A 22,718-nucleotide genomic window follows, 5' to 3' on the forward strand; every position below is an offset into this window, starting at 1 on the left:
GAATGTTTAATAAAGTGATCACAAATCAGACCAAAACAATGGTGCTTTTAATGTTGGTTTTTACTGTCATTATATTGCTTTTCAGTGGCTTGGTTTATTTTTCGATCGTTAATTTTTCACATCAGAGATTTTATGAGCTGCTGAAGATCCGTACAGCAACCATTGTACAGATAGAAAAAAGCAAAGACCATCTTGACCTTCCGGAGAATTATGTCCTGAGTAGCCTGAATGATGAAGAGCTTCCTATGGAAAAGGATTATGTTTTTGCCGTCCCTACAGATTCCAATTTCAAGAAGATATCCCAGGAAGTTCATATTCCATCTTATTTTTTTAAAAATATTATCAAGCAGGGGGAGGCTAATTATAATGATAAGGAATTCTATTATATCGGGCAGACTTTCAGATATGACGATAAAGACTATATCGCTATTGCTTCTGCCAAGAACCATTATGTGGTCTATTATCTTGGTTTTTTAAAAAGAACACTGCTCACCTGTATTGTGCTTTCTTTATTCTTCAGTATGATCTTCTCTTTTTACTTATCTAAGACATTGTTCAGACCGATATTAAAAATTACAGGAAAAGTAAAAGAAATAAGCTCTGAAAACCTTCATTTAAGATTGGAATCTCAACCGGACAATAAGGAACTGAATGAACTGGTAGATACCTTCAATGATATGCTCAACCGCATTGAGACCTCTTTTGAGACCCAGAACCATCTGATTGGCAATGTCTCCCATGAACTGAGAACTCCACTTACTTCCATTATGGGAGAGGCGGATGTAGCTCTTTCCATCAACAGGTCAGCAGAAGAATATAAGGAAACGCTGGAAATTATCCTGGATGAAGCCGAAAAACTGGATAAAAAGATCAAAGCTTTATTAATGATCGCCCAAACCGGGTTTGATGGCAAGATCCAGAAAATGGATAAGGTAAGAATTGACCAGCTGCTGTGGGATGTGATTGAAACGCTAAGAAGAATAGATTCCAGGAATAATATCTATCTCGATATCAGTATGCTCCCTGATAATCCTAAAAAACTGAAAGTACAGGGGAATGAGCAGTTGCTGCATCTTGCAGTGGCCAATATCATCAGTAATGGCTGTAAATATTCTAATTTCCAGCAGGTAAAAGTCTCTTTAGGAGCCTCGGATACAGATGTCTATATCATTGTAAAGGATAATGGAATCGGGATTCCGGAGGTAGAAATGAATAAAATCTACGATCCGTTTTTCAGGGCTTCCAATACCAATAATTATGAAGGCTATGGAATTGGGCTTCCATTGGCGAGAAATATCGTAAGAATGCATCACGGTGAACTGATTGTAAGCTCGCATGAAAATCAGGGAACTACGGTTCAGATGCGTTTCCCTAATTTCTACAGCACACAGCAGGAGGGCGCTTAATCCCTAAAATTATTCAAAGTATACAGGTTGGATAAATAATAGGTTGAATATCACTTATTTATGCAAGGTTGCTGTTTTGTTTTTTCCCCACATTAATTTCTCTTAACAATTTTCTAATCTCATTTTAATCTCTTTAATCACATTTTAATTCCGTTCCAAAGGTCTTCTAATTTGGTCGTTCTAGTTTTGTATCATCAAAAAAGATAAACACAAAACAAAATAATAAAGAACATGACTAAAACAATTTTAATTGCAACGGATTACTCTCTTGAGTCATTAAACATATTGAAAAAAGTGCTGAAAGAGAAAGAAGCTTCGGAAGATCAAAACCAATATGATATCCTGCTTACATCAGGATATGATTCCGGGGATTCTATCAGAGATCTTTTATTCAATACCAAGACATCTATTTTCAATAAGATCAGGCCGGCAGAGTTTTGCGATGCTTATGGGATCGTGAAGAATAAATATCCTCATCTGGTCAATAAAATCATTTGTGATGTTTTTACAGGAAGCTTTCAGAGAACATTCAATCAATACGTGAGCGCAGAGAATATAGAAGAAGCTTATTATTCTTCATCTATTAAGAGCAAGGGTAAAGGAAAGTTTGATCTTATTCCTTATATCAAGAATTGCAAAGACCTGAAGTCTTATGAAATTGCCGTTGAGGTTAGAGAAAGGCTTCCGGAAAGAGGAAGGCTTGCAGAGATCTTTGTAGAGGTCTAAAATAAACACAAACTAAAAAAATAAAAAAATGTTAAGAAATTATAGTAACAGCAGGACACTGGGGGATAATATCAGATTGGGGACGCTGACTGCATTTACAGCAGGTACTATAAATATAGCATCCCTATTAATATTTCTCTCTTTTACATCGAATGTAACGGGACATTACGCTGTGCTGGCAGCAGAAATCAGTAAGGCAAACTGGGCGCAGGTTGGAGTCGTAGCAGGATGGATCTTTCTGTTCTTCTTCGGAAGCTTTCTATCCAATTTTATTGTCATCAACTTCAATAAAAAAAGTAAGTATTTTGCCCATTCCATGCCTATTGTATTGGAGATTATATGTCTTCTCTTCGTAGGTGTATACGGACAGTTTTATTATCAGAAAACACTGGAAGAAACAGAATATCTGGTGGCATTGATGCTTTTTGCTACAGGGCTTCAAAATGGTTTGACGGCCAGTATCTCAAACTTTTCAGTAAAAACAACCCACCTTACCGGAACAACTACCGACCTTGGAATCCTGGTTTCTATGTTTACTCAAAAAAAATATAGAAAAAACGGGGAGCTGATCGGAAGGGCAAAATTACTCTTGAGTATCATGATTGCCTATGTATTGGGAGCGGTATTCTCGGGACTTACCTATTATTATCTGGAATTCAGGGTATTTTATGTTATCAGTCTGTGTCTTTTAATCGTGATCGGATATGATGCATATAAAATTCATGTAAGACATTTTAATACCAAGTACAGATATAACAGGATTTATAAAAAACCCAACCTTCTGGCTTATCTGTATGAGAAGATCCACGGGATTCCAGGAAGAGAAAAGAAAAGAAAGCTCGCTTTTGAAGACTGAATGTGGAATGATAAATAAATATCACTATTAATTTTTTTTGTATAAACTAGCTGTGAATCAATCCTCTATTTGTGTAAAAACAATAGGGGATTGTTCTATTCAAAAAACAGCTGTAGTGAATGGTTTGAGGCTCAGTCTTTAAAATGCTGCATTGTTGAAATGTTGATAATTAAATATTAATTCCCTCTTTTAATGTTTTAATTCCCAATTTCATTGTCTATTTTTGTAAGTTGATTTACGTTTTTTTATGTCAGATATTATTCAACTTTTACCGGATCATGTAGCTAATCAGATTGCAGCAGGAGAAGTGGTGCAGAGGCCTGCATCCATTGTGAAGGAGCTTTTGGAGAACGCTATTGATGCAGATGCTTCAAAGGTCGAACTGATTCTCAGGGATGCCGGGAAGAACCTGATACAAGTAGTGGATGACGGAAAAGGAATGTCTGAAACAGATGCCAGAATGGCGTTTGAAAGACATGCCACATCCAAAATCAGGGGAACGGAAGATATCTTTAAGATTGCTACAAAAGGATTTCGGGGAGAAGCATTGGCTTCTATTGCCGCAGTTTCTCAGGTTGAGCTAAGAACAAAACAGAAAAACACATCCATTGGAACCAATATTTACCTTGAAGGTGGCGTTTTCCAATTTCAGGACCCGATACAAACGGCAGACGGATCGAATTTTCTGGTAAAAAATCTATTCTACAACGTTCCTGCCAGAAGAAAATTTCTGAAAAATAATAATATTGAATTCAGACACGTAATCGATGAATTTCAACGTGTTGCATTGGCACATGAAGGCTTGGAATTCTCATTATTCCATGATGATGAACCGGTTTTCAAACTCAGAAAGGGAAGCCAGATGCAGCGTATTGTAGATATTTTCGGAAGAAAACTGCAGCCCCAGCTGATTCCTATCAAAGAAGATATTATCTGGTGTAAGCTTCACGGATTTGTAGCGAAACCGGAAGGCGCCAAGAAAAACAGAGGAGAACAGTTTCTTTTTGTGAATGGAAGGTATTTCAAAAGCCCTTACTTCAATAAAGCCGTTCAGGAAGCTTTTGAAGGATTGCTTTTACCGGGATATGTACCTTCATTTTTCCTTTATCTGGAGCTTGATCCTGAAAAAATAGATGTTAATATCCATCCACAGAAAACCGAGGTGAAGTTTGAAGATGAGCATCTTATTTTTGCTTTACTTCGTTCCACGATAAAAAGATCTTTAGGGATTTATAATGTTTCTCCAAGTCTTGATTTTGACAGAGATCCGGATTTAGACGAAATGATGAATAAGCCTATTCCCAGTAAAGGGAACGGTGGCGGAGGAGTGATAAAAATGCCTGAAATTATTGTTGATAAAGACTATAATCCGTTTTTGGAGGAGAAAAATATAGTGCTTCCGGAGGAGATTCAGAATCTTACAGAAATGTACAGCCAGAATATCACGGCAGAACCTTCCAAAATCAATTTATTTGAAGATGAAGATTTTGATGAAGATCTGATGAGGCTCCCGAACGGATACTGGGTTTTCAATAAAGGAGATATGACTCTGATGCTGGATCTTGGAAGAATGCACAGGCTTGTGGTTTCTGAAAATAATAATAAATCAACATCAAAGAAATCCAATACCAACAGTCATGCCCTCCTGTTTTCTCTGGAGTACCACATGAACGAAATAGAAAAGAATAAATATAATTCTATCAAAAAATATCTTCCGGAACTCGGGTTTGACATGAAAATTGCTCATGAAAGTGTACTGAGAATAGATTCACTTCCCGAAGGGCTGAAAGAAACACAGGCTATGAAGTTTCTGGAGAACCTTTTTGAGATCCTGGAATATAAGACAGAAGAAGAATTCATGCAGTATTATCAAAACCAATGGGCTAAAATGCACTCGAAGTCAAGATTCGACTTCCTTTATAAAAAAGATGCAGAACAGCTCATCAAAGATTTTACCGCATTAGGGTTCCCTGAGTTTTTACCGGACGGAAAAAGATGTTTCTATGAAGTTCCGTTTAATGATTTTAAAAACAAATTTTAAAAAAGATGTTTAACAATATACCACCGATTACAAGAAATCTTATCATTATTAATGTGATAGTATATGCTGTAACGTACTTTATGGGAAATCAGGTGATTGGCTATCTTGCCGGTTTTTATCCGTTTTCTCCTTTTTTCCATTCGTGGCAGATCATTACCCATATGTTTATGCACGGAAGTATTATGCACATTTTGTTTAATATGTTCACCCTGTATAGCTTCGGTCCTATTCTGGAGCAGACATTAGGAGATAAAAAATATTTGATACTATACTTTTTGAGTGGGCTTGGGGCTTTTTTCCTCTTTAATTTATGGAATTTTGTAGAAGTTCAGCAGATTTCCGGTGAATTGCAGCAATTGGGTTTCAATGTGAATTCCTATTTGTCTGGTGCCAGTGTTGAATTTGCAGGAGGTGCAGACACTATTGCCAGACAAAAAGAATTATTGGGGAGCCTGAAAGGTATTGTAGCCACTCCTATGGTGGGGGCTTCTGGTGCAATTTTTGGAGTTGTAGCTGCTTTTGCCACTTTATATCCTGATTCAAAGATTATGATGATGTTTATTCCTGTTCCTATGAAAGTTAAATACCTAATGCCGATTGTTATTATCGTTTCAGTATATCTGGGTGTTTCAGGAAATGGAGGAGGTATTGCCCATTTAGCTCACGTTGGAGGTGCTTTGGTAGGGTGGCTGCTGGCGAGAAGCTGGAGAAAACATTTATACAGATTTAACTAAAGCTGCTTTGTGAAAATTTTTCGACTTATCATCCTGATTCTGCACCTGGGAATTTTGTTCATTTTACTGGGGTCTTTACTGAATGCGTATGTTCCGCCTAGGATATTTCCATGGTTTAATTTGCTGTCATTAGGATTTCCTATTCTGATGATTGTTTATATTCTGATGACTGTTTTTTGGATATTCAGCTGGAAGAAGAGAGCCTTTGTGTTTATGCTGGTAGGACTGATTTTTATTAATCCGGTCAAAAGAATCATTAATTTTTCTTCTGATAAAAAAGAGAAGGCAGCTATTAAAATAGTTTCCTTTAATGTGAAGGGGGGAATTATGGGGAAAGAGGAGATCGGAAAGTATTTAAAATCTCAGGAAGCTGATGTGATACTCTTACAGGAAGGCAGAGGAGGTGACTTTCCGTACCTTGAAGAGTATAAGAGAGTGAATTTTTCCGGAGTGGGAACAATCCTTACTCAACATAAAGTCTTGAATACTAAAGAGCTGGATTTTCCTGAAAAAAGTGAAATCCCACCGGCTGTGCAGGCTGATATCGAGATAAAAGGAAAAGTATACCGGTTTATTGATGTTTATCTTCATCCTTTTAAGTTTGAAAGAGAGATGGTGACCCTTAACGGGAATTCTGATGCCAATGAGCAAAAGATGAAAGATATTGTAAAAAGACTTATTCCTACTTTTAAAATTCACCAAAAGCAGATTGAGCTTATTAAAAATGCTGTTGAAAGTTCTCCATATCCCGTTATCCTGGCTGGAGATTTTAATTCGGTTCCCAATTCTTATGAATATTATCATTTATCATCAGGACTTGAAGATGCATTTCTGAGTGCCGGAAAAGGAAGCGCTACGAGTTTCCACGATTATAAATTTCCCATAAGAATTGATTACATTTTTTCTTCTCCATCCGTGAAGGCTATTTCCTATGTGGTAGACCGTTCTGTCAGTTTTTCAGATCATTATCCTGTCATTTCTGAGTTTTCTTCAGGCAGTAAATAATCATAAAAAAAGTTAAAATATAGGTGCTTGGTAGGGTTTTTGCTTAAAAAAACACGTACCAAGACCGTTTTTTCATGAAGTCGAATCAGATACTGCTATTTATACATATTGTTATTGCTGTTTTATTGCTCTGCACATTGGGAAATGCATGGGTTCCTCCAAATATTTTTGGGAACCTTAATCTTCTTTCTCTGGGTTTCCCATATCTGATGTTCGCATATCTTATTCTTACGGTGGTATGGATTTTTAAAAAGCAAAAAGTAGCAGTAGCCTTTGCTTTGGGGATCTTTCTGTTTTACAATCCAATAAGAAGATGGGTTAATTACTCTCCGAAAGTAGAGAATGTAAAGACAATAAGAGATATCAAAGTTCTGACCTTTAATGTAAAATATGGGGATTACGGATGGGACAAGATAAAGGATTATATTAAAGAACAAAATGCCGATATTATCCTGGTACAGGAAAAAGACACCAACCGTGCATTAAGACAGGATCTTGTAAAATACCCTTCAGTTATTCTTAAAACAAAACATAAGATTGTAAGACAGGCCGAAATTATTGAAGAAAAAGCAAGAGGTAATTCTTTCTATGCAGATATAGATATCAACGGAAAAATTGTAAGAATTGTCAATGTATACCTGGAGCCGTTCCGCCTTCATAAATCTATGTTTACGAAGCTGGATGCCTTTGGGGCAGGTAACATCTCTGCTCTTCTTTCCCATATGATTCCTACTTTTCAGGCCCATGAGGACCAGGTGAAGAAAATAAGAAAGATAATAGACCTTTCTCCTTATCCTGTTATTTTAGCAGGAGATTTTAACTCTGTTCCCAACTCTTATGAGTATTATAATTTGGGAAAAGATCTTCAGGATGCCTTTTTGGTTGCAGGAAAAGGAAGTGCAAGTAGTTTTCATGACTATAAAGTACCGTTGCGAATAGATTATATCTTTACTTCAAAATCAATCATTCCTTTAAGCTATAAGGTAGATCATTCTGTGAAATTATCGGATCACTATCCTGTAATTGCAGAATTTCTACTAAATTAGTTCCATGAAAAATTTACTTTTTGCGGCTTTTATTTTGGTCATTTTGTTCATAGCGTGTTCTAAAAAAGAATCTGCGGGCTTTGGAGCCGAACAGGAAGTTAAAATACAGTATGATACTACAGCCGTAGATTCATTTTCAACGGGTGCTGTTTCAGTAGATATTGCCAGAAAGATAAGAATGTCTTCTCCGCAGTATCTGGACTCCGTAAAACAGGTTAAAAAGCTTCAGGAAGAAGAAAAGAAACTTAAAGAAGAGCTTGATAAGGAAGCCAAAAAGAAACTGGAGGAAGAGAAGAAGAAAACAGATGCTGAAAAGAAGCAAAAGGTTTCAGAAGCCCCCTCTGCAGCCGATACCAAAATCAAAACAGAATAAAAAACATCATTTAAAGTATACAATATGAAAAAAAACATCTTAGCAGCATTGGTGATCTCAGTATTCGCCATGGCTTGCACAAAATCGACGACAAAAACGGAACAGGTAGAAAATTCTGATGGATCAATGACCACCACCACAACTACCACTACAGAAACACCTTCTGACATTGTTGATAGTTCAAAAGTCAACAAAACAAAAGAAGACATTAAAACAAAGGTAGATGAGGCCGGAAATAAGATTGATAACGCTGCCCAGAAAGCGAAAGATAAGATTGATGCCACAGCTGATAAAACCAAACAGGACCTTAACAAGGTAGGAAAGGATATTAAAAGTGGAGTACAGGAAGCAGGAAAAGATGCTAAAGAGGCCGCCAAAAAAGGAGCTTCAAAAGTAGAAGACGCTGCCAAAAAAGTAAAAGAAGATTTAAGTAAATAAAAAAAACCGCAGTTCACTGCGGTTTTTTTATGTTGTGTCCCGTTCTGAAAAAATTCTACTTATTCAGTTCCAGTAACGGATCTATATATTCTCTGTCATTGCTCAGTCTTGGTACTTTATTCTGACCTCCAAGCTTTCCTTTAGATTCCAGCCAATGATAGAATAAGTTGTGCTTGGCAATGTGAACCACCGGTCTTTTCAGTGTTATATTGTTATATCTTTTAGCTTCGTAATCCGAATTGATGGTTTTAAGATGTTGATCAAAAGCATCTATAAACTGATCCAGGTTATTGGGGTGATGGCTGAACTCAAAGATCCATTCATGGGCTCCGCTTTCATTCTCTTTCATGAAAACAGGGGCTCCGGTAAAGTCTGTAACCTGAGCGCCAGTAGCTTCGCATGCTCTGGAGAGGGCAGATTCTACATTCGTAATCATCAGTTCTTCACCGAATGCATTGATATAATGTTTTGTTCTTCCCGTTATTTTTATTCTGAAAGGATTAATCGAGGTGAAGACTACCGTATCACCAATCAAATACCTCCATAATCCACCATTGGTTGTAATCACCATGGCGTAGTTTTTACCAATTTCAACATCTTCAAGGTTCACCACTTTCGGATTGGAAAAATGGAACTGGTCCATTGGAATAAACTCGTAAAAAATGCCATAATCAAGCATAAGAAGCATTTCATCGCTGTCTGATCTGTCCTGGATACCAAAGAAGCCTTCCGAAGCATTGTATATTTCGTAGTAATTGATGTTTTTTCCGATGATATTTCGGTATTGCTCCCGATAGGGCTTGAAACTGATTCCACCGTGAAAAAACACCTCTAAATTAGGCCACAGCTCTGAGATACTGCCAACCTCTGTTTCCTTCAATACCCTCTGCAGGAGAACCATCATCCAGCTGGGTACTCCAAGGATGCTTCCTACATCTTCATTCTTCACTTCCGAAGTAATGGCTTTTAATTTACTTTCCCACTCAGACATCAGAGAAACTTTCTTACTGGGAGTCGTTGTGATTTCAACCCAAAAAGGAAGATTATCAATAAGAATGGCAGAGAGATCTCCAAACTTGGTATTAAAATCTGCATAGAGTTCGGAGCTTCCCCCCAAACGAAGATTCTTGTTGGTGAAAAGCTGATTTTCAGGATGATTGTTTGCGTAAATAGAGACCATGTCTTTTCCTGCTTTCATGTGGCAGTACTCAAGACTTTCTGCTGAAATAGGAATAAATTTACTCTTGGCGTTGGTGGTTCCTGAGGACTTGGCAAAATGTTTAATAAGACCTGGCCAGCTTACGTCTTTATATCCCTGTCTTGCTCTTTCAATATAAGGTTCAAAGTCTTCGTAGGTGACAATCGGAACTTTATTTTTAAAGTCCTGATAACTCGAAATGGAATTGAATCCATGTAGTTTACCATATTCTGTATCTTCTGCATGAAACAGCTGAGAGAACAATATGCCCTTCTGGGTCTCAATGGGATGATCCATGAAATTTTGTATCTGATCTATCCTTTGACGGATAAACCAGTTAACTACAGTATTGAAAAGTGCCTTGGTTGCCATTCCAACAAATATAATAATATTTGATTTTTCAGAGAATTTTTTATGATGTTAAATAAAAAAACCGTTACAAAATGTGTAACGGTTTGCTTTTTAGCTTATTTGTTTCTTAGCAATACTCATCATAAGCAGCCTGAAGGTTAGCGGCAATAGCCCCTGCAGGGTTTCCTTCAATGTGGTGTCTTTCCAGCATATGAACTAATTCTCCATCTTTAAAAAGAGCAACACAAGGAGAGCTTGGTGGGAATGGAGCAAGGTGTTTTCTTGCTTCTACTACAGCTTCAGTATCAAATCCTGCAAAAACAGTTGTTAAGTGGTCTGGCTTTTTATCTCCTGTTAAAGAATATACTACACCAGGTCTTGCTGCTCCTGCAGCACATCCACATACTGAATTGATTACTAATAATGTAGTTCCTGACTGCTTTAACGCTTCTTCTACCTGAGAAGGAGAAGTTAAATCCTGGAAACCTTTATCTGTAAGTTCAGCCTTCATAGGCATTACTAAATCTGTTGGATACATATATTTTGTTTTTTATCGCTACAAAGTTAAACAATTCTTTACGTTTGATCAATATATAATAACTATCGCTGGATTAGTCATATAAAATTAATGTAATATTAATATTTCAACAATATTTGAAAAAAGATGAATTTAAAATAGGAATAATAAAATATTTTTATTAAATTTGAAATGATTCTGAAAAAACAAACGACCATGAAAAAAACAATTACGGCTTTCCCTCAGGCTAAGAAATTATTTAACTCGGTATAAATCGCAGTTAAATCTTCTTTTTTTCAGTTTAAACTGAGCTGAATAATAAACTTTTAATATCCAAAAAATGAATCCCGGGACTGTAGAGTTCCGGGATTCTTTAATCAAATCGATATGCAAAGGTTGAATATCCTATAGTTGTGTGAATTCACTTGCGAGACTCCCGGGATATACCCAAAATCCGTACGCGGAATTCTGTTATGAAAGAAGCTTTTTAACCATCTCGGAAATACTTTTTCCGTCAGATTTTCCGGCTAATGCTTTTGAAGCAGCTCCCATTACCTTCCCTAAATCCTTAATAGATTCGGCTCCGGTTTCAGAAATAATAGTTTTAATTTCTGTTTCTAATTCTTCAGGAGAAAGTTGTTTTGGTAAAAATTTCTCAATGACTTTCATCTGTGCATCTTCTACTTCTGCCAGATCTTGTCTGCCCTGAGCAGTAAACTGTTCAAAAGAATCTTTACGCTGTTTGATCATTCTCTGAAGGATCGCAATTTCCTGTTCTGCAGAAACTTCAGCCCCTCTGGCTTCCGTTTTCAGAAGAAGAATTTGAGATTTTACAGCACGGAGAGAATCTAAAGCAACTCTGTCTTTTTCTCTCATAGCTGTTTTTATAGCTTCGCTAATTATATTTTCTAAACTCATGTTGATATGCTTTTGGCTTTTGGCAATTGGCTATTAGCTTTTGGATATGGCTAGCAGCCAGTTGCCATTAGCATTAATCTACGTCTTTATTTAAAAACCTGTTTTCTTTGATTTGCATAGACCCGTTGTTATCAGACAGATAGGTGTTGATATTCTGGTCTGATGCATTCGTTCCGTCAATCGAAATATTTTTTCTTTTGAAAGCAGGAATAGACTCAAATTCACTTGTGCTGTCAAAACTTTGATAGCGGGAATTGAATTCTTTTAATTTATTTCTTCTTTCAAAAATTCTTTCCTGATCCACAGCTTTATTGACGAAAGTGAATTCTGATTCTTCAGATTTTGGAGTTTCAATTTCTGTCTTTGTTTCCGCCTTTATTTCTTCCTGTTTCTGGAAGAAGGTTTCGATCTTTTGTGCAGGTTCAGCTACAGCACTGGTAGGAGCATTAAACTCCGCTTTAGGCTGTCCAAAGTCTGTCTTTGGCTCGTTTCTGCTGGATTCATTGACGAAGAAATTGAATTCTACAGGTTTTTCCTCAGAGAAAGAATTGTTAAACGTACTTCCAGACTGAGGTTCTTCTTTTTTATTTTCAAAATCAAAAGAGAAAGACTGGATCTCCAAATCGTTAGGATCTTCATTCTCTTCATCAATTGAAAATAAGCTGAAACCGTCCTGATCATTTTCTTCTTCATTTCTCCAGTTTTGCTCAGGAGTGTTCAGAGTATCTTCTTGTCTGTCAGCGAATTTTATTTCCGTTTTAATCTCCTCTTCTTCAATAATCATTTTTTTTTCGATAGATGTAGCCCCGAACTGCGGAGTATCGTGGTCTTCGTCATCTAATCTAAAAAGATTTTTTCTGCTAAAATCATGTGATGCTTCAGGAGCCGTTTCTCTTTCTTCTCTGGTTTTGAAAGGAGAAGACTTTGGAGCATCATAATTGTCATTAAGACTGATTCTGATCTTTTCTGTAGGGCCTGCAAATTTTTTGTTGTCATTAGAAAACCCTGTAGCGATTACAAGAACACTTACAGCATCTCCTAATTCTTCATCAGCACCCACTCCAAAGATGATATCAGCCGTATTTCCGGCTTCTTTCTGGATGTGGTCCATAATGATACCGATTTCATCCATGGTTACTTCTTCTGCACCACTTCTGATCAGCAATAATACATTTTTAGCACCTGTAATCTTATTGTCATTTAATAACGGAGAATCAAGAGCTTTTCTTACTGCTTCTTCAGCTTTATTTTCACCTGAAGCCGTACCTGTAGACATCAGCGCCGTACCGGAGTTCTGAAGCACAGATTTAGCATCTCTAAAGTCAATGTTTACATCGAAATAACCGGTAATAACTTCCGCCATTCCTTTTGCAGCATTGGCTAAAACTTCATCCGCTTTTGAGAATCCCTGTTTGAATCCTAGGTTTCCGAATTGTTGTCTTAGTTTATCATTGTTGATCACAATTAATGAGTCAACATTATTCTTTAATTTGTCAAGACCGTTTTCGGCCTGATCTAATCTTCTTTTTCCTTCAAAGCTAAAAGGAACAGTAACGATACCCACTGTAAGAATCCCCATGTCTTTTGCTACTTTAGCAATGACAGGAGCCGCTCCGGTACCTGTACCACCACCCATTCCGGCAGTAATAAACACCATTTTAGTGTTCTGTCCCATAGCCGCCTTAATATCTTCAATACTTTCTATTGCAGATTTTTCTCCCACTTCGGGGTCGGCACCAGCTCCAAGACCTTCTGTAATGGTAGTTCCTAACTGAACTTTATTGGCAACAGGGTTATTATCTAGAGTTTGAGCATCCGTATTACAGACCACGAAGTCTACTCCGTGAATCCCTTTTTCGTACATGTGTTTCAGGGCGTTGTTTCCTCCGCCACCTACACCGATTACTTTTATGATCGATGAATTTCCTTTTGGTAAATCAAATGAAAATCCTTGTGTACCTATATTTTCCATAACTATTTTTTTTACAATTGATGAATGATGAGTGATGGCTGATAAATCATTTATCATTGATCATCTATCATTGATAACTTATTCTACTTCTTCAAAGAATTTTTTTACTTTTTCCATAAGCGACTGCCCAAAAGTCAGTTTTGCTCTTCTGTTTTCTCTCTGTTCGTTGGCTACAGGTTGCTCCTGAACGATGGCTGCCTGAGGCTGAACCTGTTGAACAGTTTCTGCCTGTGGAGCCGTTTTTTCAGCCTGAGGCTGTTCATGGGCAACTTCTTCCATTTCATCAGCCGTCTGTTTTTTGTCTCTGATCTTTAAACTCTCCATCAATAACCCGATAGAAGTAGCAAATTCAGGGCCTTTCAGATACTGATTTTTATCGTTCGCAATATATTCGTTCGCAAAACCGATTCTGCTGTCGAAACCTGTGGTATAATTGGCCAGCTGACGAAGGTGTTTCAAATTTGAACCCCCACCTGTAAGAACAATTCCGGCAATCAGCTTTTTCTTTTGTTCAAAAGCACCGTAAGCCTTCAGCTCTGTGTTTACCATTTCCAAAACTTCTTCTACCCTCGCATTGATAATCTGTGCTAAGGTTTTTAAAGAAATTTCTTTATCCGGTCTTCCGTGAAGTCCGGGAATTGTTACAAAAGTACTGTCTTTTTCCAATTCGGGAACAGCCGAACCAAATTTTACTTTCAGTTGTTCTGCATGTTTCTCGATAATTGAGCAGCCTTCTTTGATATCTTCTGTAATAATTCCACCTCCGTATGGAATCACACACGTATGACGAATAATATTATCTTTAAAAATAGCGATATCGGTAGTACCACCACCAATGTCAACGATAGCTACACCAGCTTCTTTTTCTTCTTTGGTAAGAACAGCTTCTGACGATGCTAATGGCTCCAAAGTAAGAGCTTCCATTTCCAGCCCTGCTTCACGGACACATCTTGCAATATTTCGGATGCTTCCCATCTGTCCTACTACAACATGGAAGTTAGCTTCTAAACGTTTTCCGTGCATTCCGACAGGCTCCTGAATTTCACCTTCGGAATCCACTTTATATTCTTGAGGAAGTACATGGATTATTTCTTCTCCAGGAAGCATTACCAGCTTCTTGACCTGATCTTTTAATGCTTCAATGTCATCATCTGTAATAAATTTATCCGGATGTTCACGCATAATATAATCTGAGTGCTGCAGAGAACGTATGTGTTTTCCTGCAATACCTACCGTTACTTTACGGATAGGAACTCCTGCACTGGATTGTGCTTCGGATACTGCAGCCTTGATTGAATTAATGGTTTGTGAAATATTATTCACAATTCCTTTATGAACACCAAGACTTTTAGCTTTTCCTACACCGAGAACTTCTATTTTCCCATGTGCATTCCGTCTTCCGACAATCGCAACAATCTTTGTTGTTCCGATGTCCAGACCTACTGAATACTCTTGATTTTCCATTTTTATATCGATTTGATTTTTTCTACTTTTTTCCATTATAGGATATCTCCTATTTTGTGTTAAAATGTCCTTTGGGGACTTTTATTCTATTTTCACCTTTGATTTGGGCTTAGGCTTGGACTGTACCGGAGCCTGTGTTTTTTTTACTGTTTTTGTCTTTTCTTTTGCCTGTGTTTTGGGTTTTGTGTTTTCCTTTGGTTTTGATGAGTTCGTTTTTTTGGGTTCAGCTATTTTGGGTTTAGCGTCCGTTTTCTTAGCGATAGCTGTTAGCGACGGCGCTTTTGCCAGTTCAAGTTTTCCTGCTTTCAGAAGACTGTCGTTTTCTTTAAAATAAGGATTTAAAGTGGTCACAATCTGGTTCTGGTATTTTACAGAAATCATACTGTATTTTTGAGGGTCCTGATAGACCAGGTATTTTTCCACAAACGTTTTAAACCCTCTTACTTTAAAATCTATATTATCTAAATCTCCGATTTCCACTCTATAATTTCCTTCGCTTGTCAGGAGATTATAGCTGTCTTTATATTTTGAAATTCCAATAAAATACTTTTTACTGAAATCATCTTTATCAATTTTTTCAACCAGCTCTGCCAGTTTTTCATATTCATCCGGCTGAATATTACCGGTTACCAGCATGCAGGGGTGAGAGTAGGTTCTTGAAATAGGAAACTCTATCCCTTTTTCATCTACATAAAAGTCTTTCCCATCTTTATTTAGCCTGAAGACAGGAACTCTCTGCTTGATATCCAGATTAAGCTTACCATTTAAGTTCAGATATACATTGGCACTGTCAACAGCGGGCAGAGCATTGATCTTTTTTTCCAGTGAAGGAATATTGAGTTCACCTACTTTTCCCGATGGGTTTTCTTTTTTTACAATCTCCCGGATATCTTTTTCATCAACAAAGTAAACCGGAGTTCTTTCGCTCATTTTTACAGAAATTTTATTGTCACTAATCTGTTGATTACCGAATCTCTTCAATGAGAAACTCAGTAACAACCCAAGGATGATTACGGTGACAACAATTTTTAATATTCTGTATTTATTTTTCATATTTCCTGTACAGTGTAAAAAGTACAATGTACTTACGCATTTTATTTACTAATCTCTTTATCAATAATTCTATACCTGTACTTTTTACATCGTACTTTGTACAGAGTTTAACCACTCACAGATAGGGTCATACAGGGTATCAATATTTCCTGCACCTACTGTAAGAAGGATATCAAAATCCTTTTCTTTTATTTTTTCAAAAGCAGCGGATAAAGCCGATACTTCTTTATTCTCTAAATGTACTTTTTCCAGCAGCCAGCTTGACGTGACACCTTCAAAGTTTTCCTGAAGTTCTCTTGCGGGATAAATATCCAGCAAAATCAATTCATCTGCCTGGCTCAGGCTTTCCGCAAATCCGTCTGCAAAATCTCTTGTTCTGCTGAACAGGTGCGGCTGGAAGACAACTAATAGCTTTTTATCAGGGTAAAATGTTCTGATAGAGCTTATTACAGCATTTGTTTCTGTAGGGTGGTGGGCATAATCATCAATATAAATTTTGCCGTTTTGATAAAAATGCTTGGTATATCTTCTTTTAATTCCCTTAAAATTAGCGATAGCCTTTTTCAGCGTATCAAAATCTGCGCCCAAATTGTGAAGAATAGCCAATGCTACGGTAGCATTTTCCACATTATGGATTCCCGGGATTTCCCAGACAAAATCTTTTACTGTTTCCGTTGGGGTATGAAAATCAAAATAGATTTTATCATGATCCATACGCAGGTTGTCCGAATAATAATCAGCAGGTTCATTTACAGCATAAGTCTGATGTCCTCTGCCTATTTCTATCCCTTTTCTTACAAAGAGTTTTTTATCTTCGGGAACCAATGCTGCAAACTGTCTGAAGCCTTCTTCAATATGGCTTTTATCACCATAAATATCCAAATGGTCAGCATCGGTGGACGTTACTACGGCCCAGTCCGGAGACAGGTTCAGGAAGCTTCTGTCGTATTCATCAGCTTCTACCACAGAATAAATGGAACCATTGTACAGGAAGTTGGACTTGAAATTTTCAGAAATACCTCCCAAAAAGCATGAGAAAGGCAGATCTGCCTCTTTGCACAAATGCGCCACAAGGGTAGACGTTGTCGTCTTTCCGTGTGTCCCTGCTACTGCGATACAATCTGTATTTTCTGTAATCAATCCCAAAACTTTAGCCCGTTTCAATACTTCAAACTGATTTTGGTTGAAATAATCCAGAATCCCAAGCGTCTTAATAGCCGGAGTATAGATGACCAACGTGTCTTCTTTGTGAAGGGAAGTTATCCTTTCATCAATAAGGTCTTCAAAAACAATATCAATACCTTCATTCATCAGGTTTTGAGTAAGTTTGGTATTGGTTTTATCATATCCCCATACCTTTTTACCGGATGCATGGAAATAACGGGCTAATGCACTCATTCCGATACCTCCGATTCCAACGAAGTAAAAGTTTTGATATGTTTCTAATTTCTTCATTTTTTGTCTTAATGTAGCAGGTACAAACTATAATGTACTTTTCCTACTTTTTACAGTTTATTAAATATTTCATCTACAATCTCTTTTGCGGCATTAGGCTTGGCAAAATATTTCAGATTGTCGGACATTTCTTTTCTTACACTTTCATTTTCGCAGATCTCTGATAAAACATTCCAGAATTTTTCCTGCATTTCAGAGTCTTTTACCATTCTGGCCGCATTTTTTTCAACCAGATTCATGGCATTTTTGGTTTGATGGTCTTCCGCTGCAAAAGGGAAAGGAACCAACAGTACCGGTTTTTGTGCTACCGCCAGTTCTGATATGGCGATCGCTCCGGCTCTGGAAACAATAATGTCTGCTGCAGAATAGGCCAGCTCCATGTCTTTGATGAATTCAAGGATCTGAATATTTCTGGTATCAACGTCTTTTGTTTCCTCTATAATATCTTTATAATCAAGCTTACCTGTCTGCCAGACCAGCTGATAATCTTTGTTTACGATTTCATTTAAATGAGACTTCCAGGCATTATTTAATGTTCTGGATCCTAAAGAACCTCCTACAGACAGAATGGTAAGTTTGTCCGGATTCAATCCCATTTTCTCTTTTGCCTGAGCTGTTTCCTGCATTCCTGAAATAATAGCCGAGCGGATCGGATTACCCAGAAATTTTATTTTTTCTGCTGGAAAACCTTCTACTTTTGGATAGGCTGTAAAGACAGCTTTGGCTTTCTTACTTAAAATCTTATTGGTCACTCCTGCATGGGCATTCTGTTCCTGTATGAAGATGGGAATTCCCATTTTACTCGCTTCATAAAGGGCAGGGCCGCTAGCAAAACCTCCGGTTCCCACTGCAAAATCAGGAGCAAAGGCTTTGATGATTTTCTTGGATCTGGATAAGCTTTTCAGAATTTTGAAAGGCAGTCCCAAATTGGATAACAGATTTCCTCTGTCGATTCCGGCGATATCAATTCCTTCTATTTTGTAGCCAGCCTGAGGAACCTTTTCCATTTCCATTTTTCCGTTGGCTCCAATGAACAAAAATTCTGCATCAGGAAATCTTTTTTTGATTTCATCAGCAATAGCGATAGCCGGGAAGATATGTCCTCCTGTTCCTCCGCCTGATAATACTATTTTTAATTTTTTGTTCATATTGAATGGGACTTCGTCCGATTTTTTATTAAATGATCCCTTTGGGACTTTTGGTTTATGCGATATCGTTTATTTCTGCTATGCTTTGTTTTTTGCCCATTCCTTCTTCATCATAAATCTGTATTCTTGAGCTTATATTGAGGATAATTCCTAACTGCAAATAGGTAACGAGCATTGACGTTCCTCCGTAGCTTATTAGTGGCAGAGGCTGTCCTGTTACCGGGATCAGATTCACTGCTACGGCAATATTTACGGCGAGCTGTATAAAAATCATTACCCCGAGACTGAGGACCAGCAACGATCCGAAGAAGGCCGGCATCTTGCTGGCTATCATTACAATCCTTATCATCATGATGAGATAAAGGCTGATGAGGAAAGCGGCCCCAATGACACCATATTCTTCTACAATGACGGCAAAGATAAAATCGGAAGCAGACTGAGGAAGCATTTGCTTTAATGCGCTTTTTCCGGGTCCCATTCCGGTAATTCCACCGTGTACGATGGCTGCCTTTGCCTGCATTACCTGATAATTTTTTGCTTTTACACTTTCATCATCGGTATCTGCAGATTTTGCCTTGCTTGAAGTAAAGGTTTCTACACGGCTCATCCATGTGTGAACACGGTTTCCTCCAATCATATTGGTGTTTAAAGCAATCAACAGAAACAGCACTATAGCAATAAACGAAGCTGAAATAAAGCCTGCAATATACTTCCAGTGAAGCTGTCCGATGACCAAAACAACGACAGAAACCATTAAGATCATTAATGCTGTAGATCCGTTATCTTTCGCAACAAGTACAAAAACAAGAAGAATAGGCCCGAAAATATACATGATATTTTCTATCGGAAGTCTTTCTCTTGTTATTTTTTTTGTTAAATACCGGCACAAATAGATAATCAGCATTAAAAAGGCAAATGATGATGGCTGGAATGAGATGGGTGTTCCGGGGATTTTCAGCCATCTTGAGGCGCTGGCCCCGTCAATGGTCTGACCGGTAAACATGGTAACCACCAATAAAACGATCATCAGACCGAGTAAAATACTGCTGAGCTTTCCGATGTATTCATATTTTACGGTTCCTACCAATCTCATGATTCCTAATCCTAAGACTACAAAGAACATATGTTTGATAACGTGACCGGTAGTGGTCCCGTTATTAACGATGTATTCCAGATTTGAACTAGCAGAGTATACCGGGAAAATAGAGAAAATGGAGATCACAAGAATGACCATCCAAAGTACTTTATCGCCCTTTAGAAATTCAAATCTGCTTTCTGTGTTCTGTTCGTCCATATTTAATGCTATTGGCTTTTGGCTAATGGCCATTGGCTTTTAATACCTGCTCTTTAAACTGGTTTCCTCTGTCTTCATAGCTTTTGAATAAATCAAAGCTTGCACAGCATGGAGATAATAGGACGGTATCGCCTTTTTTCGCCAGTGATTTTGATATTTCCACTGCTTTTTCCATGCTTGAAGTATCATAAATAAATTCTTTTTTATCTTTAAAGAAATCTATAATCTTCTTATTGTCAATTCCTAAGCAAACAATTGCTTTTACTTTTTTCTTAACTAAATCCTCAATTTCGGTATAGTCATTTCCTTTATCTAATCCCCCTACAATCCATACGGTTGGGGTTTTCATACTTTCCAAAGCGTAATATGTGGCATTAACGTTGGTGGCTTTACTGTCATTGATGTATTTAACGCCATCAATTTCAGAAACAAACTCCAGCCTATGTTCTACTGCCTGGAATGTCATTAATGAGTTTCTTATGCTTTCATTATTGATTTCCAATATTTTACCAGCTATTGATGCTGCTAAGCTGTTGGCAACATTATGGTTTCCCATCAGCGACAATTCTTCAATTTTCATTGAGAAATCATCCTTTACTTTTACGACAATGCTGTCATCATTGATGAAACCCCCTTCAGATAATTTTTCCTTTGTTGAGAAAGGAATCATTTTGGCTTTTATTTCAAGCTTTTCAAGAAGGTTTTTGCTCATTTCATCATCCTTGTTATAGATGAAGAAATTGTCATTTTCCTGATTTTCAGCAATTCTGAATTTTGCTAATGCATATTCTTCATAATTGTAGTTATACTGATCCAGGTGATCCTGGGATAAGTTGAGCAATAAAGAAATATAAGGTCTGAAGTTCTGGATATCATCCAACTGGAAAGAGCTTACTTCCAGTACATAATATTCATAATTTTCATCGGCTACCTGTTTTGCAAAACTGTACCCAATATTTCCTCCCAGTCCTACGTTTAATCCGTCATTTTTCAGGATATAGTAGATCAGAGAGGTTGTTGTTGTTTTTCCGTTGCTTCCGGTAATAGCAATGATTTTTGCATCTGTAAATTCAGAAGCAAATTCAATTTCAGAAGAAAGTCTTATTCCTTTCTCATGAATTTTATAGATAATCTCAGCCTTTTTAGGAATTCCCGGGCTTTTTACGATCCAGTCTGCATTGAGAATTCTTTCTTCATCGTGCGTTCCTTCTTCAAATTCAATTTCATTTTCGGTAAGAAACTGCTTGTAATTATCTTTAATGACTCCTTTGTCTGAAAGAAATACTTCCAAACCTTTCTTTTTAGCCAAATATGCAGCTCCGCATCCGCTTTCTCCTCCTCCTAAAACAACTATTTTCATATTCTTTTTTTGTAAGATGTAAAATGTAAAAATGTATTAACGTAATCTGGTTTTTTAAGATTAATACTTTCTACGCTTAACAATATTTATCTCATTTTTAAGGTGATCAGACACACAATAGCCAGTATTACACCGATGATGATCATTCTGTTCACGATTTTACTTTCGTGGAAGCCATCTTTCTGATAGTGGTGGTGTAACGGTGACATTTTGAATAGTCTATTGTTTTGGGCATATTCCAGCCCGTATTTTTTCTTTCTGTACTTGAAAACGACTACCTGAAGCATAACAGACAGGTTTTCAATTAAGAAGATTCCGCATAACACAGGAATCAGTAATTCTTTTCTTAAAATAATAGCTAAAACGGCAATAACTCCGCCCAGCATTAAGCTTCCGGTATCTCCCATAAAGACCTGTGCAGGGTAAGTATTGTACCAGAAAAATCCGATAACCGCTCCTACCATAGCGACGGCAAAAATGGTGGTTTCCCCCATATTCGGGAGGAACATGATATTGAGATAGTCTGCAAAGATGATGTTCCCGGAAAGATAGGCAAAGAGTGCCAGCGTGAGGAGTATGACGACACTTGTTCCTGCTGCGAGGCCATCTATTCCATCGGTGATGTTGGCTCCGTTTGAAACGGCTGTTACAATGAAAATAACGATAGGTATAAAGACAACCCATGCCCATTCGTGGGCATCTTTATCATTCATCCAAAACAAAATTCCGCTGTAATCGAACTCGTTGTTTTTTGCAAAAGGTACGGTGGAAACAGTAATTTTTTCAGTAGGCATAAAGTTTTGCTCTACATTGTTTCTGTTGACCACCTTTGCATCAGCGTATTTTCTTTTAACGGTAATGTCAGGGTGAAAATACATGGTAACACCCACAATTAATCCTAATCCAACCTGGCCCACGATTTTGAATTTACCACTCAGTCCATCTTTATTTTTCTTGATCTTCTTTAAATAATCATCCAGGAAACCAATGGCTCCCATCCAGAACATTGAAACCAATAACAGAACAATATAAACATTGGTAATTCTCGTAAACAGTAATACGGGAATAATGGTTGCCAAAATGATGATAAGACCTCCCATTGTAGGAGTTCCCTCTTTTTGTTTCTGGCCATCTAATCCAAGGTCACGTACCAGTTCTCCCATCTGTTTTGTTCTCAGGTAGTTGATAACCCTTTTTCCATAAACAAGAGCAATGATAAGAGACAAAAGTACAGCCATTCCGGCACGGAAGGAGATGTATTTCAACATTCCTAATCCCGGAACATGGATTCCATGGTTGGTTAAATATTCGTATAGATAGTATAGCATGTTTCTTTTTTATTTAAATAAATTCAATCTTCAAT

The 22,718-nt window shown here is 37.4% G+C and carries 20 protein-coding genes; 9 read left to right on the top strand and 11 right to left on the bottom strand.

All coding sequences use genetic code 11. The features are described from left to right. The first annotated feature begins 2 nt into the window (after window positions 1-2). The 9 genes from B8967_RS17525 (at window position 3) to B8967_RS17565 (ending at window position 8,625) form a co-directional block, all read left to right on the top strand. Window positions 3-1,406: a sensor histidine kinase gene (locus tag B8967_RS17525; RefSeq protein ID WP_084086916.1), complete on the top strand. Its 1,404-nt coding sequence runs from the start codon at window positions 3-5 to the stop codon at window positions 1,404-1,406. A gap of 231 nt (window positions 1,407-1,637) precedes the next feature. After that, window positions 1,638-2,132 carry a hypothetical protein gene (locus B8967_RS17530; protein WP_084086917.1) on the top strand — a complete coding sequence of 165 codons (495 nt, stop codon included), beginning with the start codon at window positions 1,638-1,640 and terminating at the stop codon, window positions 2,130-2,132. Window positions 2,133-2,160: 28 nt separating this feature from the next. Then, the gene (locus B8967_RS17535; protein WP_084086918.1) at window positions 2,161-2,988 is read left to right on the top strand and encodes a YoaK family protein; all 828 of its coding nucleotides are present in this window, start codon (window positions 2,161-2,163) and stop codon (window positions 2,986-2,988) included. Window positions 2,989-3,235: 247 nt separating this feature from the next. Continuing rightward, window positions 3,236-5,029, top strand: coding sequence for a DNA mismatch repair endonuclease MutL (gene mutL / locus B8967_RS17540; protein ID WP_084086919.1), 1,794 nt, complete (start codon window positions 3,236-3,238; stop codon window positions 5,027-5,029). A 5-nt stretch (window positions 5,030-5,034) separates the two neighbouring features. Next, complete coding sequence (locus B8967_RS17545) at window positions 5,035-5,763, top strand: rhomboid family intramembrane serine protease (protein WP_084086920.1); 729 nt, start codon at window positions 5,035-5,037, stop codon at window positions 5,761-5,763. A gap of 9 nt (window positions 5,764-5,772) precedes the next feature. Then, the gene (locus B8967_RS17550; protein WP_228406244.1) at window positions 5,773-6,768 is read left to right on the top strand and encodes an endonuclease/exonuclease/phosphatase family protein; all 996 of its coding nucleotides are present in this window, start codon (window positions 5,773-5,775) and stop codon (window positions 6,766-6,768) included. A gap of 74 nt (window positions 6,769-6,842) precedes the next feature. Beyond that, window positions 6,843-7,814 (top strand): endonuclease/exonuclease/phosphatase family protein, encoded by a 972-nt coding sequence (locus B8967_RS17555; protein ID WP_047489784.1) that lies wholly within the window; start codon window positions 6,843-6,845, stop codon window positions 7,812-7,814. Between the two features lie 4 nt (window positions 7,815-7,818). Further along, complete coding sequence (locus tag B8967_RS17560) at window positions 7,819-8,187, top strand: hypothetical protein (protein ID WP_084086921.1); 369 nt, start codon at window positions 7,819-7,821, stop codon at window positions 8,185-8,187. Window positions 8,188-8,211: 24 nt separating this feature from the next. Next, a complete protein-coding gene (locus tag B8967_RS17565; protein WP_084086922.1) occupies window positions 8,212-8,625 on the top strand; it encodes a hypothetical protein in 414 nt (137 codons plus the stop codon). Window positions 8,626-8,680: 55 nt separating this feature from the next. On the opposite strand, the gene B8967_RS17570 is transcribed toward B8967_RS17565, so the two are convergent. The 11 genes from B8967_RS17570 to mraY all read right to left on the bottom strand — a co-directional run bounded on the left by B8967_RS17570 (window position 8,681) and on the right by mraY (window position 22,683). Next, window positions 8,681-10,195 carry a GH3 auxin-responsive promoter family protein gene (locus B8967_RS17570; RefSeq protein ID WP_084086923.1) on the bottom strand — a complete coding sequence of 505 codons (1,515 nt, stop codon included), beginning with the start codon at window positions 10,193-10,195 and terminating at the stop codon, window positions 8,681-8,683. 106 nt (window positions 10,196-10,301) lie between these two features. Next, entirely contained in the window at window positions 10,302-10,712 is a 411-nt protein-coding gene (locus tag B8967_RS17575) for a BrxA/BrxB family bacilliredoxin (protein ID WP_047489771.1), read from the bottom strand. 450 nt (window positions 10,713-11,162) lie between these two features. Continuing rightward, the gene (locus B8967_RS17580) at window positions 11,163-11,609 is read right to left on the bottom strand and encodes a GatB/YqeY domain-containing protein (RefSeq protein ID WP_084086924.1); all 447 of its coding nucleotides are present in this window, start codon (window positions 11,607-11,609) and stop codon (window positions 11,163-11,165) included. Window positions 11,610-11,682: 73 nt separating this feature from the next. Beyond that, complete coding sequence (ftsZ, locus tag B8967_RS17585) at window positions 11,683-13,581, bottom strand: cell division protein FtsZ (protein WP_084087144.1); 1,899 nt, start codon at window positions 13,579-13,581, stop codon at window positions 11,683-11,685. Window positions 13,582-13,659: 78 nt separating this feature from the next. Beyond that, a complete protein-coding gene (gene ftsA, locus B8967_RS17590) occupies window positions 13,660-15,045 on the bottom strand; it encodes a cell division protein FtsA (RefSeq protein WP_084087146.1) in 1,386 nt (461 codons plus the stop codon). Window positions 15,046-15,126: 81 nt separating this feature from the next. Then, window positions 15,127-16,098, bottom strand: coding sequence for a cell division protein FtsQ/DivIB (locus tag B8967_RS17595; protein WP_143330552.1), 972 nt, complete (start codon window positions 16,096-16,098; stop codon window positions 15,127-15,129). 84 nt (window positions 16,099-16,182) lie between these two features. Further along, window positions 16,183-17,553, bottom strand: a complete 1,371-nt coding sequence (gene murC / locus B8967_RS17600) for a UDP-N-acetylmuramate--L-alanine ligase (RefSeq protein WP_084086925.1) — start codon at window positions 17,551-17,553, stop codon at window positions 16,183-16,185. A gap of 50 nt (window positions 17,554-17,603) precedes the next feature. Continuing rightward, window positions 17,604-18,701 (bottom strand): undecaprenyldiphospho-muramoylpentapeptide beta-N-acetylglucosaminyltransferase, encoded by a 1,098-nt coding sequence (gene murG / locus B8967_RS17605; RefSeq protein WP_047489759.1) that lies wholly within the window; start codon window positions 18,699-18,701, stop codon window positions 17,604-17,606. 55 nt (window positions 18,702-18,756) lie between these two features. Continuing rightward, a complete protein-coding gene (locus B8967_RS17610) occupies window positions 18,757-19,995 on the bottom strand; it encodes an FtsW/RodA/SpoVE family cell cycle protein (RefSeq protein WP_084087150.1) in 1,239 nt (412 codons plus the stop codon). 22 nt (window positions 19,996-20,017) lie between these two features. Further along, complete coding sequence (murD, locus tag B8967_RS17615; protein ID WP_047489756.1) at window positions 20,018-21,355, bottom strand: UDP-N-acetylmuramoyl-L-alanine--D-glutamate ligase; 1,338 nt, start codon at window positions 21,353-21,355, stop codon at window positions 20,018-20,020. A gap of 86 nt (window positions 21,356-21,441) precedes the next feature. After that, window positions 21,442-22,683 (bottom strand): phospho-N-acetylmuramoyl-pentapeptide-transferase, encoded by a 1,242-nt coding sequence (gene mraY, locus B8967_RS17620; protein ID WP_047489752.1) that lies wholly within the window; start codon window positions 22,681-22,683, stop codon window positions 21,442-21,444. Between the last annotated feature and the right edge of the window lie 35 nt (window positions 22,684-22,718).

Source organism: Chryseobacterium sp. YR221, assembly GCF_900176315.1.
GTDB classification, from domain to species: Bacteria; Bacteroidota; Bacteroidia; order Flavobacteriales; family Weeksellaceae; genus Chryseobacterium; species Chryseobacterium rhizosphaerae.

What these genes read in the sequence shown, in the direction of transcription:
- B8967_RS17525 (WP_084086916.1), top strand. Translation starts at nt 3, where the DNA reads ATGTTTAATAAAGTGATCACAAATCAGACCAAAACAATGGTGCTTTTA.
- B8967_RS17530 (WP_084086917.1), top strand. Translation starts at nt 1,638, where the DNA reads ATGACTAAAACAATTTTAATTGCAACGGATTACTCTCTTGAGTCATTA.
- B8967_RS17535 (WP_084086918.1), top strand. Translation starts at nt 2,161, where the DNA reads ATGTTAAGAAATTATAGTAACAGCAGGACACTGGGGGATAATATCAGA.
- mutL (WP_084086919.1), top strand. Translation starts at nt 3,236, where the DNA reads ATGTCAGATATTATTCAACTTTTACCGGATCATGTAGCTAATCAGATT.
- B8967_RS17545 (WP_084086920.1), top strand. Translation starts at nt 5,035, where the DNA reads ATGTTTAACAATATACCACCGATTACAAGAAATCTTATCATTATTAAT.
- B8967_RS17555 (WP_047489784.1), top strand. Translation starts at nt 6,843, where the DNA reads ATGAAGTCGAATCAGATACTGCTATTTATACATATTGTTATTGCTGTT.
- B8967_RS17560 (WP_084086921.1), top strand. Translation starts at nt 7,819, where the DNA reads ATGAAAAATTTACTTTTTGCGGCTTTTATTTTGGTCATTTTGTTCATA.
- B8967_RS17565 (WP_084086922.1), top strand. Translation starts at nt 8,212, where the DNA reads ATGAAAAAAAACATCTTAGCAGCATTGGTGATCTCAGTATTCGCCATG.
- B8967_RS17570 (WP_084086923.1), bottom strand. Translation starts at nt 10,195, where the DNA reads ATGGCAACCAAGGCACTTTTCAATACTGTAGTTAACTGGTTTATCCGT.
- B8967_RS17575 (WP_047489771.1), bottom strand. Translation starts at nt 10,712, where the DNA reads ATGTATCCAACAGATTTAGTAATGCCTATGAAGGCTGAACTTACAGAT.
- B8967_RS17580 (WP_084086924.1), bottom strand. Translation starts at nt 11,609, where the DNA reads ATGAGTTTAGAAAATATAATTAGCGAAGCTATAAAAACAGCTATGAGA.
- ftsZ (WP_084087144.1), bottom strand. Translation starts at nt 13,581, where the DNA reads ATGGAAAATATAGGTACACAAGGATTTTCATTTGATTTACCAAAAGGA.
- ftsA (WP_084087146.1), bottom strand. Translation starts at nt 15,045, where the DNA reads ATGGAAAATCAAGAGTATTCAGTAGGTCTGGACATCGGAACAACAAAG.
- B8967_RS17595 (WP_143330552.1), bottom strand. Translation starts at nt 16,098, where the DNA reads ATGAAAAATAAATACAGAATATTAAAAATTGTTGTCACCGTAATCATC.
- murC (WP_084086925.1), bottom strand. Translation starts at nt 17,553, where the DNA reads ATGAAGAAATTAGAAACATATCAAAACTTTTACTTCGTTGGAATCGGA.
- murG (WP_047489759.1), bottom strand. Translation starts at nt 18,701, where the DNA reads ATGAACAAAAAATTAAAAATAGTATTATCAGGCGGAGGAACAGGAGGA.
- B8967_RS17610 (WP_084087150.1), bottom strand. Translation starts at nt 19,995, where the DNA reads ATGGACGAACAGAACACAGAAAGCAGATTTGAATTTCTAAAGGGCGAT.
- murD (WP_047489756.1), bottom strand. Translation starts at nt 21,355, where the DNA reads ATGAAAATAGTTGTTTTAGGAGGAGGAGAAAGCGGATGCGGAGCTGCA.
- mraY (WP_047489752.1), bottom strand. Translation starts at nt 22,683, where the DNA reads ATGCTATACTATCTATACGAATATTTAACCAACCATGGAATCCATGTT.